Raw genomic sequence first — 12,676 nt, 5'->3', positions numbered from 1 at the left:
ACCATAACCGGCCCCGTCGGCATACGGGCTGACACACCTTCAATCACCCATAACGGTGAGCACTGCAATAAATCCCCCAAAAGGGTTTTCTCTGGCGCTACGGTCACCGTCATGTCTGTCGACACGGTGTCCCTGACCGGCTGGGGCCGTACCGCCCCGACGACCGCTCTGCGGTTCCGCCCCCGTACGTACGAGGAGGCGGCGGCGACGGTACGCGGCTGCGGGCCCCGTGGCTCCATCGCCCGGGGTCTCGGCGGGGCCCACGGCGACGCGGCGCAGAACGCGGGCGGGTCCGTCCTCGACATGACCGCGCTCGACCGGATCCGCACCGTCGACGCCACGTCCGGGCTGGTGGCCTGCGACGCCGGGGTCGGCCTGCACCGGCTGGCGCAGGTCCTGCGCCCGCTCGGCTGGTCCGTCCCCACCCCGCCCCCGAACCGGTACGTCACCGTGGGCGGCGCGATCGGCACCGACGCGCACGGCCACGACCAGCACCACTCCGGCTCCTTCTCGCGCCACGTCCAGGAGCTGGAACTGCTGACCGCCGACGGCGAGATCCACACGGTCCGCCCCGGCACCGTGCTCTTCCACGCGACCGCGGGCGGCCTGGGGCTGACGGGCGTGATCCTCTCGGCGACGCTCCGCTGCCACCGCGTCACCGGCTCGTGGCTGTCGGTCGACACCGAACGCGCCGTCGACCTGGACGACCTGCTGGACCGGCTCTCCGCCGGGGACCACCGCTACCGCTACTCGGCCGCCCGGATCGACCTCTTCGCCCGCGGCCGGGCGACGGGGCGCGCCGTGCTCACCCGGGGCGAGCACGTACCCGGGGACGGACACGCACCCCGGTACGAGCGGCCGGCGCGTGCCCGGCGCACCCCGTTCGCGCTGCGCCCGGGAAAACTGCCGCCCGTCTCCGCCCTCGTGCCGGAGGCGCTGCCCGGCGGCGCCTGTGCCGCCCTCCTCGGCGAGCTCCGGTACCGCGGTGCGCCCAGGTACCGGATCGGCGAACTCCAGCGGCCCGCCGCGTTCTTCCGCCTCCTGGACGGGCCGCCGCACCGGAACGGGCCCCGGGGGCGCGCCGGGTCGGTGCGGTACCGGTTCGTCGTCGGGCTCGGGCAGGAGGAGACGCTGCGGCGGATCGTGCGCCGGATCTCCCTGCGGCGCTGCCCGTCGTCGCACGCCGTGCTGAAGCGGTTCGGCGCGGGCGACCCGGGCTGGCTGTCGTTCCCCGTGCCCGGCTGGACGCTCGCCCTGGACCTGCCCGCCGCCCTGCCCGGACTGGCCAGGTTCCTGGACTCGCTGGACGAGGAGGTGGCGGCGGCCGGCGGCCGGGTCTGCCTGGCGAAGGACTCCCGGCTGCGGCCCGAGCTGCTGGCCGCGATGTATCCGAAGCTGAACGAATTCCGGTCGCTGCGTGCCGAGTTGGACCCGTACGGGGCGTTCCGCTCGGACCTGTCGCGCCGGCTGTCGCTCTGACCGGCACCGCGTTCCGCCCCCCTGGTCATCCCTCTGTCTGCAAGGAGCGTTTCCGTGAAGGACGCCTTCGGAGCCCCGCAGTCCCTGCTCGTACTCGGCGGCACGTCGGAGATCGCCCTGGCCACCGCACGGCGGCTGATCGCGCTGCGGACCCGCACGGTCCGGCTGGCCGGGCGCCCCTCCCCCGCCCTCGACGCGGCCGCCGCCGAACTGCGCGCCCGCGGCGCCGACGTCCGCACGGTCGACTTCGACGCCCTCGACACCGAGTCCCACGAGGCGGTGCTCGGCAAGGTCTTCGCCGAGGGCGACATCGACATGGTGCTGCTCGCCTTCGGGATCGCGGGCGACCAGGAACGCGACGAGGAGGAACCGCTCCTCGCGGTCCGGGTCGCCCAGACCAACTACACCGGGGCCGTATCCGCCGGGCTGGTGTGCGCCGGAGCGCTCCAGGCGCAGGGGCACGGCTCGCTGGTGGTGCTGTCCTCGGTGGCGGGCGAACGCGTCCGCCGCGCCGACTTCATCTACGGGTCCAGCAAGGCGGGCCTGGACACGTTCGCACAGGGGCTGGGCGACGCGCTGCACGGCACGGGGGTGCACGTGATGGTCGTACGCCCCGGGCTCGTACGGCGGGGGGCGAAGGAAAGGGCAGGGGCGGCCGTGCCCGCTCCGTCCGTACCCGCGCCGTCCCGGACCGGTGCGGCGGGAAGCGGTAGCCGGGCCGGGACGCGGGCCGGTGGTACGCCGTGGATCGGTGCGCCCCGGGTCGAGGCGGCCCGGCTCGCCGCCGCCCGGTTCGCCTCGGCGCCCCTGGAGGCGTCGTCCCTCACCACGACCCCGGACGCGGTCGCGGAGGCCGTCGTGGCGGGGCTGCGACGGCGTTCGGAGACGGTCTGGGTGCCCGGGTCGCTCCGCGCGGTGATGTCGGCGCTGCGCCACGTACCGCGCCCGCTGTTCCGGCGGCTGCCGCTCTGAGCCGACCGGGCCGGAAGAAACGGGAGCGGTGAGAGCGGCGAAGGGGACGGGCGGCGGGAGGTGATCAGGTCTGCAGGGAGGGTTCGTCCACGGACGAACCGCCCTGCGCGGGCACGGCCGGCGTGCCGCCCCCCGCACCGAACGGGAACTCGTTGATCTTGCGCCAGACGCTGTCCGAGCCCTGCTCGTACAGGGCGAAGGAACCGCAGGTCCAGGCCGCCTCGTAGTCGGAGAGCTCCTCGTACGCCCGGTCCATCGCCTCCTCGGCGATGTCGTGCGCCACGGTCACGTGCGGGTGGTACGGGAACTGGAGCTCGCGGACCAGCGGCCCCGAGCCGTCCCGGACCCGCTTCTGGAGCCAGGAGCAGGCCGAGGCGCCCTCGACGACCTGCACGAAGACGACCGGCGAGAGCGGCCGGAAGGTCCCCGTGCCGGACAGCCGCATCGGGAAGGGACGGCCGCCCGCCGCGATCTCGGCGAGGTGCGCCTCGATCGCGGGCAGGGCGGCCGCGTCGGCCTCGGTCGGCGGAAGCAGGGTGACGTGGGTGGGAATGCCGTACGCGGCAGGATCCCCGAAGCTCGCGCGCCGCTTCTGGAGCAGGCTGCCGTAGGGCTCCGGGACCGCGATCGAAACGCCGAGCGTTACGGTCCCCACGTCGTTCTCCTCAATCCTCGATGGTCGATGACCTGTTTTCGGCCATCCACCTGGTCGGCTTCCGTCGCCAGTGTGCCGCCTCGGGCCCCGAAACCGCCAGGGTCCTTGGACTCAGTGCTTCGCAGGCAGGAAGCCCATTCGGTCGTACGTACGGGCCAGGGTCTCGGCCGCGACGGAACGTGCCTTCTCCGCACCCTTGGCCAGGATCGAGTCCAGTGTCTCCGGGTCGTCCAGATATTCCTGGGTGCGGGTCCGGAACGGTGTGACGAACTCGACCATGACCTCGGCGAGGTCGGTCTTGAGCGCACCGTAGCCCTTGCCTTCGTACTTCTGCTCCAGATCCGCGATACCGGTGCCCGTGAGTGTCGAGTAGATGCTCAGCAGATTGCTGACGCCGGGCTTCTCCGCCCGGTCGAAGCGGATGACCGTGTCGGTGTCGGTGACCGCGCTCTTCACCTTCTTGGCGGTGGCCTTCGGTTCGTCGAGAAGGTTGATCAGGCCCTTCGGGGTGGCCGCCGACTTGCTCATCTTGGCCGACGGGTCCTGGAGGTCGTAGATCTTCGCCGTCTCCTTGAGGATGTACGGGTCCGGCACGGTGAAGGTATCGCCGTAGGTGCCGTTGAACCGCTCGGCGAGGTTGCGGGTCAGCTCCAGGTGCTGGCGCTGGTCCTCGCCGACCGGGACCTGGTCGGCCTGGTACAGCAGGATGTCGGCGACCATCAGCATCGGGTACGTGAAGAGACCGACGGTGGTGCGGTCGGCGCCCTGCTTGGCGGACTTGTCCTTGAACTGCGTCATGCGCGACGCCTCGCCGAAGCCGGCGAGGCAGTTCATGACCCAGCCGAGCTGGGTGTGCTCGGGGACGTGGCTCTGGACGAAGAGCGTGCAGCGCTCGGGGTCGAGACCGGCGGCGAGCAGCTGGGCGACGGCGAGCCGGGTGTTCGCGCGCAGCTCCGCGGGGTCCTGCGGAATGGTGATCGCGTGCAGGTCCACGACCATGTAGAAGGCGTCGTGGGTTTCCTGCAGCGCCACCCACTGGCGGACCGCACCGAGGTAGTTGCCGAGGTGGAACGAGCCTGCGGTGGGCTGGATTCCGGAAAGCACGCGGGGGCGTTCAGAGGCCATGGGACTCATTGTCTCAGGTACGGGACCGATCTCCGGCAGCCGGTACGGAAGGCTCCCGGCCGGGGGCGCGCGCCGCCGCGAATGAGACGAGGATCACGGTAGAGCCCCTGGGGACGGTCGCGGGCGCCGGTGCCCGGCCACCGGGCACGCCGGGAATCGGAGGTTTCCTCGGCGCTGATCCGACCGACGATACAAAGTGGGCACCACCCCGCCCCCGCCCACGACGAACGGAGATCCCGTGTCGACCACGGAAACCGCCATCGCCTCCGCCGAGGCGCACAGCGCGCACAACTACCATCCGCTGCCCGTCGTGATCGCCACGGCGAACGGGGCCTGGATGACCGATGTCGAGGGCCGCCGCTACCTCGACATGCTCGCCGGCTACTCGGCGCTCAACTTCGGTCACGGCAACCAGCGTCTGCTCGACGCGGCCAGGGCGCAGCTGGACCGGGTGACCCTCACCTCCCGCGCCTTCCACCACGACCGGTTCGCCGACTTCTGCACGCAGCTCGCCGAGTTGTGCGGCATGGAGTCGGTGCTCCCGATGAACACCGGGGCGGAGGCCGTGGAGACCGCCGTGAAGACGGCCCGCAAGTGGGGTTACCGGGTGAAGGGCGTCCCGGACGGCATGGCGAAGATCATCGTCGCCGCGAACAACTTCCACGGCCGTACGACGACGATCGTCAGCTTCTCCACGGACCCGGAGGCGCGGGAGGACTTCGGCCCGTACACGCCGGGGTTCGAGATCGTGCCGTACGGGGACCTCACCGCGCTCCGGGAGGCGATGACGGAGAACACCGTCGCGGTGCTCATGGAGCCGATCCAGGGCGAGGCCGGGGTGCTGGTGCCGCCGCCGGGCTACCTCCCCGGGGTGCGCGAGCTCACGCGCGAGCGCGACGTGCTGTTCATCGCGGACGAGATCCAGTCGGGGCTGGGCCGGACCGGGAAGACCTTCGCGTGCGAGCACGAGGGCGTCGTGCCGGACATGTATGTGCTCGGCAAGGCGCTGGGCGGCGGTGTGGTGCCGGTGTCGGCGGTGGTCTCGTCCCAGGCGGTGCTGGGGGTGTACCGCCCCGGCGAGCACGGTTCGACGTTCGGCGGCAATCCGCTCGCCTGCGCCGTCGCGCTGGAGGTCATCGCGATGCTCCGCACCGGCGAGTTCCAGCAGCGGGCGGCCGAGCTGGGCGAGCACCTGCACCAGGAGCTGGGGCTGCTGGTGGGCGGCGGCGCGGTGGAGGCGGTACGGGGCCGCGGGCTGTGGGCGGGCGTGGACATCGCCCCGGCCCTCGGCACGGGCCGGGAGATCTCCGAGAAGCTGATGGACCGCGGGGTGCTGGTCAAGGACACCCACGGCTCGACGATCCGGATCGCGCCGCCGCTGGTGATCAGCAAGGAGGACCTGGACTGGGGGCTGGAGCAGCTGCGCGGCGTCCTGCGCCACTGACCCCGGAACCGGCGCCGTCGCGGCCGGGGACGCCGCCGGATGCGGTCGGCACGTCCGGCGCGTCCGGCGCGTCGGGTCGGGTCGGGCGGGCACGGCGCCGGGCCCCGGCGGCGGTCGGGCGCCGTGCCCCGGTGGTGTGTTCTCCTGCGGCACGCCCGGGTGGCACGGCCTGGCAGACTCTGCGCCGTGAGACCTGACCTGACGCAACTGCGGGACCTCGTCGAGGAGTCACCGGGGTTCGGCCGCGGGTCGGCCCCCGCCGTACCGGAGGCGGCGATCCGGGAGGCCGAGGCGCGCGTCGGCCCGCTGCCGCCCTCGTACCGGTGGTGGCTGGCCGAGTTCGGCCACGGGCGGGCCGACGGCGCACAGATCGCGACGGTCGATCCCGCCGGGGCCGACGACGACGACATGTACGAGGCCATCACCGCCGCATGGCGGCTGAGCGGCGCCCGGCTGTGCTTCGCCGTCGAGCCCGACTGCGGTGACGGTTACTCCTTCGTCCTCGACCGGAGCGGGGAGGCCGGGGCCGGGGAGTACCCGGTGGTGTGCCGGGACGGCACCGACGGGGAGGAGTACCCGGTGGCGGAGTCCTTCGCCGGGTTCCTGGCCGTCCGGGCCGCACGGCTGCGCGGGCTGCGGGACGGCCCCAATCCCACGATCGCCCGGCTGTGGCGCTCGACGCCGGGCGTGCTGCTCGACAACGGGATCCACGTCTACGGCCCGCACACCATCGCGGAGCGCAACGAGACCTTCGAAGTGGCCCGGTACGCACCCCACTGGGTGCTGATCGGCGACGACGGCGGGGGCGACGGGTTCTTCATGCGCCGCCACGGCCGCGACCGCACCTCTGTCCACCGGCTCGGACTGGGCGCGGTCTGCGCGGACGTCGCGGCGGCGGGCGAACCCACGACGGACGACCTGATCGGCTGGCTGCACGCGGCCGGAGCCTGACGGGACGACGGGTCCCCGCCGCCGCCCCATTGGGACGGTCCTCAGAGGATGACGTGCGGCAGGAAGCGGGCGTATTCGTCCGTGACCGGTCCGGCGGATTCGCGGATGCCCAGCCCGGCCGCCTCGTCCTCGACGACCCACGCCCCCAGCACCACGCGGTTGCCGTCGAAGTCCGGCAGCAGCGCGAGTTCCTGGTAGCAGCACGGCTCGTCGCGCAGCACCGCGGGGCTGCCCGGTCCGTGGATCGTGACCCCGGCCCCCTCCCGGCCGAGCAGCGGCTTGGCGACGTAGCCGGGGCCGTCGCCCGTGCCCGCCGCCAGGTCGCGGGGGCCGTCGAGGTAGGACGCGAGCAGGTTCGGGTGGCCCGGGTGGAGCTCCCAGAGGATCGCCAGCAGGGCCTTGTTGGACAGCAGCATCTTCCAGGCGGGCTCGATCCAGCAGGTGGTGCCGCTGCCGCCGCCGTTGTCGAGGGTGTCCAGCACGTGCGGGCCGAACCGGTCGGTGGCCAGCCACTCCCACGGGTACAGCTTGAAGCAGCTGCGGATGAACCGGAGCCGCTCGTCGACGAACCGCCCGCTCAGCCGGTCCCAGCCGATCCGTTCGACGGAGAGGGCCTCCGTCTCGATGCCGGCCTGCTCTGCGGTCTCCCGCAGATACGCGACCGTCATCAGGTCCTCGCCCAGTTCGTCCCCGTCGGAGTGCGCGAAGTGCAGCGGCCCCGGCGGCAGCAGGGGGGCCTGTCGCCGCCACGCGTCGACGAGCCGTTCGTGCAGCGAGTTCCACTGGTCGGCGCCGGGGAAGCGGTCCTCCATCCAGAACCACTGGGCGCTCGCGGCCTCCACCAGGGAGGTGGGGGTGTCCGCGTTGTACTCCAGCATCTTCGCCGGGCCGGTGCCGTCGTAACGCAGGTCGAACCTGCCGTACAGGGACGGGAGTTCGTCCCTGCGCTGCCAGGACTGGGTGATCAGGTCGGCCAACCTGCGGTCGGTGATGCCGAGTTCGGCGAACCGGTCCCGCTCCACGATGTGCGCGGCCGCGGCCAGGCACATCGTGTGCAGTTCCTCGACCACGTCCTCCAGCGCCTCGACCTCGGGCAGGGAGAAGACGTAGTAGGCGCTCTCGTCCCAGTACGGGCGCAGGGATCCGTCCGGGTGGCGGGTGAGCGGGAAGACGATCCCCTGCTCCTCCACCGTCCGCTGCCAGTCGGGACGCGGCTGCGTGGTGCGGCGCTCCATGCCGGCTCAGCCGCCGCCGGTGCCCGAGCAGCCGAAACCGCCCCGGTCGACCGCCGACTTGTCGAAGCTGCCGCCCTCCACCTTGCCGTTCTTGCTGTTGCCGCCGTAGTAGTACGAGCCCTTGCCGCCCCCCTTGCACTCGTAGCTCGGCAGCTTGTCCCGGCTGACCGGGTCGACGCACCGCTTGTCCGGTTCGGAACCGCAGGAGGTGATCATCGCGGCGAGCACCCCCATGCCACCGAGCACCACCGTGCTCGACCTCAGCCTTCGTACAGCCATGCTTCCGTCTCCCCCGTCGTAAAGATCAAGCCAATGTGGCCGTCAAACGTGGCCCCCAGTCAGATTATCGCGGGGGTTCGGGCCTCGACAGGACGGGCGCCGGGCACCGGCGGAGCACGGTCCGGACAGACCCGCGGGGCACGCGAGCCCGGCATGATCCAGACAAGCGGCCCCGAGGCCCTAGGCGGGCAGTACCCGGCAGAGGGCGTCCAGGGTGCCGGTCCAGGCGCTGTCGGTGGGCGTTCCGTAGCCGATGACCAGCGCGTCCCGTCCCGGTGCCGCGTCGGGGTGGCGGAAGCGCGAGATCCCCTCCAGCGCCAGCCCCTGCCACGCGGCCGCCCGCAGCACGGAGGGCTCGCTGCCCTCGGGGAGTTCGAGCACGGCGTGCAGCCCGGCGGCGATGCCGCTGATCCGGACCTCCGGGGCCCGTTCCGCCAGTGCCTCGACGAGCTGGTCGCGGCGGCGCCGGTAGCGCAGCCGCATCGAGCGCACATGGCGGTCGTACGCGCCCGACCCGATGAACTCCGCGAGCGTCAGCTGGTCCAGCGCGCTCGACGACCAGTCGCTCACCCCCTTGGCCTCGCACACCTCCCCCACCAGGTCCTCCGGCAGCACCATCCACCCCAGTCGCAGCGCGGGGGCCAGTGACTTGCTCGTCGTCCCCAGGTGCACCACGCGTTCGGGGTCGAGGCCCTGGAGCGCGCCGACCGGCTGGCGGTCGTAGCGGAACTCCCCGTCGTAGTCGTCCTCCAGGATCAGCCCGCCCGTGGCGCGCGCCCAGTCCACCGCCGCGGCCCGCCGGTCGGGGTGCAGCGGCACCCCGGTGGGGAACTGGTGGGCGGGCGTCATCAGGACCGCGCCCACGCCCCGCAGCCCGGCCAGTTCGCCGGTCCGCGCCCCGAACCCGTCGACCGGCAGGCAGGGCAGGCGCAGCCCGGCCTCCAGGAGCAGGTTCCGATGGATGTGCAGCCCGTACGACTCGACGGCCACGTCCCGCACCCGCCGCTTGCGCAGCACCGTCCCCATCAGTTTCAGCGCCTGCATGAAACCGGCGCAGATCATGATGCGTTCCGGGTCCGCGTGGACGCCCCGGGCCCGTGCCAGGTAGTCGGCGAGCACGGTGCGCAGTTCGATGCGCCCGCGCGGGTCGCCGTACCCGAAGGCGTCGTGGGGCGCGGCCGTCAGTGCGCGGCGGGCCGCCTTGAGCCATTCCGTGCGCGGGAACGTCGAGAGGTCCGGCGACCCGGCCAGCAGGTTGTGCACGGGCCGGGAGCGCGTCGGGCGGGTCCGGGTGACCCTGGCCGCCGACGGGCGTGGCTCGGCCCGCCGGGCCACCCGGGTGCCCGAGCCCTGCCGGGCGGTGAGCCAGCCCTCGGCGACCAGTTCCGCGTAGGCGTCGGCAACGGTGTTCCGGGCCATGCCGAGGTCGGCGGCGAGGCCGCGGGACGAGGGCAGCCGGGTGCCAGGGGTCAGCCTGCCCGTCCGTACGGCCTCCCGCAGGGCGTCCATGAGCCCGGCCCGCAGCCCCGTCGAACCGGTGGTGTCGAGATGCAGGTCGGCGCCGAAAGTGGCCCATGAATCCGTCATGGAAATGGACCATACCCATGTGCCACTCGGCTCGTAGTGTCGTATCCATGACGACGAACGAGAACAGCGCACCGGCCTCCGGTCCGAACCCCGAGCCCACCCCCCGCCTGAAGCAGCCCTGGGCCCGGCTCGCCCCCGACGTCTACAAGGCGATGGTCCAGCTGGACAGGGCGTCCCGGAAGGGCGTCGATCCGGTGCTGGCCGAGCTGGTGAAGATCCGTGCCTCGCAGCTGAACCACTGCGCCTTCTGCCTCGACATGCACACCAAGGACGCGCTCGCGGCGGGCGAGTCGGTCGAGCGGATCATCCAGCTCAGCGCGTGGGAGGAGTCGCGGCACTTCTACACGCCCAAGGAGGTCGCGGCCCTCGAACTGACCGAGGCGGTGACCGTGCTGACCGACGGTTTCGTGCCGGACGAGGTGTGGGAGAAGGCTTCCGAGCACTTCGACGAGACCGAGCTCGCCCACCTCGTCGCCGCGATCACGACGATCAACGCGTGGAACCGGTTCGCCGTGACCACCCGCATGGTCCCCGGCCACTACGAGCCGGGCGACATCAAGCACTGACCCGGCAACGGTCCCGGTGCGGTTCCGGCACGGCCTCGGTGCGGTTCCGGTGCGTGACCCGGGTCCGCCGGGCCGTGCACCGGGCGCCGCGTCACGCGCCGGGTGGTGCCGGGCCGCGCGCCGGATGTCGTGTCACGCGCCGGGCGTAGCCCGGCACCACCCGGCGCACCCGCGTCCCGTCCGTCTTCCGCCTTCCGGCCCGCACCCACAGGAGTCATGCATGACCGCGTCCGTCCTCCGTGCCCTGCACCACGACCGTGCCCCGGGCGACCCGCTCGTCCTCCCCGGTCCGTGGGACGCGGCGAGCGCCCGTGCCTTCGCCGACGCGGGCTTCCCGGCGCTCGCGACGCCCAGCGCCGGGATCGCGGCCTCGCTCGGCTACGAGGACGGGGCGACGCCCGCCGCCGAGATGTTCGCGGCCGTGGCCAGGATCGTGCGGGCCGTCCCGGCCTCCGTGCCCGTCTCGGCGGACGTCGAGGCGGGTTACGGGCTGTCCCCGGAGGAACTCGTGGAGCGCCTCCTGGAGAGCGGGGCCGTCGGCTGCAACCTGGAGGACTCGACCGACGGCACGCTCGTCGAGGCCGAGCGGCAGGCGGACCGGCTCGCCGCGGTGCGGGCGGCGGCGGGCGGTCTCCTCTTCGTCAACGCCCGCGTCGACACGTACGTCCACGGCTCCCCCGACTCCGCGGACCCGGAGGCGGAGACGGTCCGCCGGGCCCTGATGTACGTGGCGGCGGGCGCGGACTGCGTCTACCCGATCATGGCCCCGTCCGAGGCGCTGCCCCGGCTGGCCGCCGCCGTACCGGGCCCGCTCAACGCCCTCGCCCGGCCGGACGGCCCGGCCCCGCGCCGGCTCGGTGAGCTGGGGGCGACCCGGATCACCTTCGGCCCGGGGTTGCAGCGCCGCGCCCTGGCGGCCGTGCGCGAGATGGCGGACGAGCTGCGGAAGGCGTAGCCGGGCGGCAGGGGGCGTGCCCGTCCGCCGGGGGGCGGTCCGGTCATGCCCTTCTGCCGCCGAAGGCCGCCAGCGTCCGTTCCAGCATCGGCATGGCCCGCACCACGTTGCGGGAACGGATCAGGGCGTCCCAGGCGGGCTCGAACTTCTTCCAGCCGCCCGCGTACGCCAGGTGCCTGAGCCGTTCGTGCGTACCCGGCTGGGCCGCGGCACCGCGCCATATGCTGGACCAGCGGTAGAAGTCGCGGTACGCGCGCCAGTAGCCGTCCTCCAGCTGGCGCGGTGTCATGCCCTTCGGGCGGTAGACGACGTGGCGGGTGTCGTAGCGGTCCCAGTCCCGGTGGACGATCCGGTCCTCCGCCTCCAGCTGCTTCCACAGACCGGTGGACGGATACGGGGTCATGATGTGGAAGGTGGCCGTCTCGATGCCCTGCTCGACCGCCCACTCCACCGTGCGGTCGAAGACGTCCGGGCCGTCGTGGTCGAGCCCGAAGACGAAGCTGGCGTTGACCATGACCCCGGCGTCGTGGAGCCGTCGGACGGCGGCCGTGTAGTCCTTGCCGATGTTCTGGTCCTTGCGCCGCTCGGCGAGGTTCGCGCTGTTCACCGTCTCGAAGCCGACGAACAGGCTGCGCAGCCCCGCGTCCACGGCGCGCTCCAGCAGATCCGGCTGGAGCACGGACTTCACGGTGCCGGCCGCCTGCCAGAGCCGCCCCATGCCGGCCATCCCGTCGAACAGCGCCTCGGCGAAGCGCCGGTTGCCGAACAGATGGTCGTCGAGGAAGTACAGGTGCCTGCCGGGCAGCCGCTCGATCTCGGCGAGCGCGTCGTCCACGGCCTGGGTGTAGAAGGACTTCCCGCCCTCGAAGAAGGCGTCCTTGTAACAGAAGTCGCAGTGGTGCGGGCAGCCCCGCGAGACGACGATCGAGTTCGGCACCAGGTACAGGTGGCGCTTGATCAGGTCCCGCCGCACGGGCGGGAGCCCGGCCAGGGTGCGCAGCTTCGAGTCGTACCGGCGGCCCGGCACACCGTCCCGGAACTCCTTGAGGAACAGCGGCCAGGTGTCCTCGCCCGGCCCGGTGAAGATCGTGTCGGCGTGCGCCGCTGCCTCGTCCGGCAGCGAGGTCACGTGCAGGCCGCCCATGGCGACGTGGACGCCCCGGGCCCGGAAGTGGTCGGCGATCTCGTAGCCGCGCCGCGCGGAGGTGATGTACGGCTGCACGACCAGGAGGTCGGGGCTTTCGAGCGCCTCGATGTCCACCCGTTCGACGTGCTCGTCGAGGAGCGTCACCTCGTCGTCCGGGTCGAGGTACCCGGCGAGGGTCGCCAGGCCGAGCGGCGGGAAGAGCGAGTACTTGATGGGCCGGAACAGCGGGCTGGTCGCCTCGGTCAGTGCCGGAAGAATCATCGTCACGCGCATGAAAGCCC

At 72.6% G+C, this 12,676-nt stretch carries 12 protein-coding genes; 6 read left to right on the top strand and 6 right to left on the bottom strand.

The window, feature by feature from the left end; translation table 11 throughout:
• The first annotated feature begins 111 nt into the window (after window positions 1-111).
• Together ACWCXX_RS04850 and ACWCXX_RS04845 are read left to right on the top strand one after the other, a co-directional pair.
• Window positions 112-1,479, top strand: coding sequence for an FAD-binding protein (locus ACWCXX_RS04850; RefSeq protein WP_451124276.1), 1,368 nt, complete (start codon window positions 112-114; stop codon window positions 1,477-1,479).
• A gap of 54 nt (window positions 1,480-1,533) precedes the next feature.
• Window positions 1,534-2,451: an SDR family NAD(P)-dependent oxidoreductase gene (locus ACWCXX_RS04845; RefSeq protein WP_451124274.1), complete on the top strand. Its 918-nt coding sequence runs from the start codon at window positions 1,534-1,536 to the stop codon at window positions 2,449-2,451.
• A gap of 64 nt (window positions 2,452-2,515) precedes the next feature.
• On the opposite strand, the gene ACWCXX_RS04840 is transcribed toward ACWCXX_RS04845, so the two are convergent.
• Together ACWCXX_RS04840 and trpS are read right to left on the bottom strand one after the other, a co-directional pair.
• On the bottom strand, window positions 2,516-3,106 hold the full coding sequence (locus tag ACWCXX_RS04840) for a 2'-5' RNA ligase family protein (protein ID WP_451124272.1): 591 nt from the start codon (window positions 3,104-3,106) through the stop codon (window positions 2,516-2,518).
• A gap of 111 nt (window positions 3,107-3,217) precedes the next feature.
• Window positions 3,218-4,231, bottom strand: coding sequence for a tryptophan--tRNA ligase (gene trpS / locus ACWCXX_RS04835; protein WP_451124270.1), 1,014 nt, complete (start codon window positions 4,229-4,231; stop codon window positions 3,218-3,220).
• A 238-nt stretch (window positions 4,232-4,469) separates the two neighbouring features.
• On the opposite strand from trpS, the gene rocD reads away from it, so the two are divergent.
• Together rocD and ACWCXX_RS04825 are read left to right on the top strand one after the other, a co-directional pair.
• Window positions 4,470-5,675 carry an ornithine--oxo-acid transaminase gene (gene rocD, locus ACWCXX_RS04830; protein ID WP_451124268.1) on the top strand — a complete coding sequence of 402 codons (1,206 nt, stop codon included), beginning with the start codon at window positions 4,470-4,472 and terminating at the stop codon, window positions 5,673-5,675.
• A gap of 186 nt (window positions 5,676-5,861) precedes the next feature.
• A complete protein-coding gene (locus ACWCXX_RS04825) occupies window positions 5,862-6,626 on the top strand; it encodes an SMI1/KNR4 family protein (RefSeq protein ID WP_451124266.1) in 765 nt (254 codons plus the stop codon).
• 41 nt (window positions 6,627-6,667) lie between these two features.
• Here ACWCXX_RS04825 and ACWCXX_RS04820 read toward each other — a convergent pair whose 3' ends face one another.
• From ACWCXX_RS04820 to pdxR, 3 genes are all read right to left on the bottom strand, one after another.
• The gene (locus tag ACWCXX_RS04820; RefSeq protein ID WP_451124264.1) at window positions 6,668-7,861 is read right to left on the bottom strand and encodes a glutathionylspermidine synthase family protein; all 1,194 of its coding nucleotides are present in this window, start codon (window positions 7,859-7,861) and stop codon (window positions 6,668-6,670) included.
• 6 nt (window positions 7,862-7,867) lie between these two features.
• Window positions 7,868-8,140, bottom strand: coding sequence for a hypothetical protein (locus ACWCXX_RS04815; RefSeq protein WP_451124262.1), 273 nt, complete (start codon window positions 8,138-8,140; stop codon window positions 7,868-7,870).
• Between the two features lie 180 nt (window positions 8,141-8,320).
• A complete protein-coding gene (gene pdxR, locus ACWCXX_RS04810) occupies window positions 8,321-9,727 on the bottom strand; it encodes a MocR-like pyridoxine biosynthesis transcription factor PdxR (protein ID WP_451124260.1) in 1,407 nt (468 codons plus the stop codon).
• A gap of 47 nt (window positions 9,728-9,774) precedes the next feature.
• Between pdxR and ACWCXX_RS04805 the strand changes: the two genes are divergently transcribed.
• Both ACWCXX_RS04805 and ACWCXX_RS04800 read left to right on the top strand, forming a co-directional pair.
• Window positions 9,775-10,293 carry a carboxymuconolactone decarboxylase family protein gene (locus tag ACWCXX_RS04805; protein ID WP_451124258.1) on the top strand — a complete coding sequence of 173 codons (519 nt, stop codon included), beginning with the start codon at window positions 9,775-9,777 and terminating at the stop codon, window positions 10,291-10,293.
• Between the two features lie 220 nt (window positions 10,294-10,513).
• A complete protein-coding gene (locus ACWCXX_RS04800; protein WP_451124256.1) occupies window positions 10,514-11,248 on the top strand; it encodes an isocitrate lyase/PEP mutase family protein in 735 nt (244 codons plus the stop codon).
• A 43-nt stretch (window positions 11,249-11,291) separates the two neighbouring features.
• Here ACWCXX_RS04800 and ACWCXX_RS04795 read toward each other — a convergent pair whose 3' ends face one another.
• Window positions 11,292-12,668 carry a B12-binding domain-containing radical SAM protein gene (locus ACWCXX_RS04795; protein WP_451124254.1) on the bottom strand — a complete coding sequence of 459 codons (1,377 nt, stop codon included), beginning with the start codon at window positions 12,666-12,668 and terminating at the stop codon, window positions 11,292-11,294.
• Window positions 12,669-12,676: the final 8 nt, after the last annotated feature.

Source organism: Streptomyces sp. NPDC001732 (assembly GCF_053596315.1).
Note: the sequence above shows the minus strand (reverse complement) of the source record. Positions and strands in the feature narration are given on the sequence as shown.

Excerpts from the sequence above, each read along its gene's own strand:
- pdxR (WP_451124260.1), bottom strand. The coding sequence starts at position 9,727 with ATGACGGATTCATGGGCCACTTTCGGCGCCGACCTGCATCTCGACACC.
- ACWCXX_RS04820 (WP_451124264.1), bottom strand. The coding sequence starts at position 7,861 with ATGGAGCGCCGCACCACGCAGCCGCGTCCCGACTGGCAGCGGACGGTG.
- ACWCXX_RS04850 (WP_451124276.1), top strand. The coding sequence starts at position 112 with ATGTCTGTCGACACGGTGTCCCTGACCGGCTGGGGCCGTACCGCCCCG.
- ACWCXX_RS04805 (WP_451124258.1), top strand. The coding sequence starts at position 9,775 with ATGACGACGAACGAGAACAGCGCACCGGCCTCCGGTCCGAACCCCGAG.
- trpS (WP_451124270.1), bottom strand. The coding sequence starts at position 4,231 with ATGGCCTCTGAACGCCCCCGCGTGCTTTCCGGAATCCAGCCCACCGCA.
- ACWCXX_RS04800 (WP_451124256.1), top strand. The coding sequence starts at position 10,514 with ATGACCGCGTCCGTCCTCCGTGCCCTGCACCACGACCGTGCCCCGGGC.
- ACWCXX_RS04815 (WP_451124262.1), bottom strand. The coding sequence starts at position 8,140 with ATGGCTGTACGAAGGCTGAGGTCGAGCACGGTGGTGCTCGGTGGCATG.
- ACWCXX_RS04795 (WP_451124254.1), bottom strand. The coding sequence starts at position 12,668 with ATGCGCGTGACGATGATTCTTCCGGCACTGACCGAGGCGACCAGCCCG.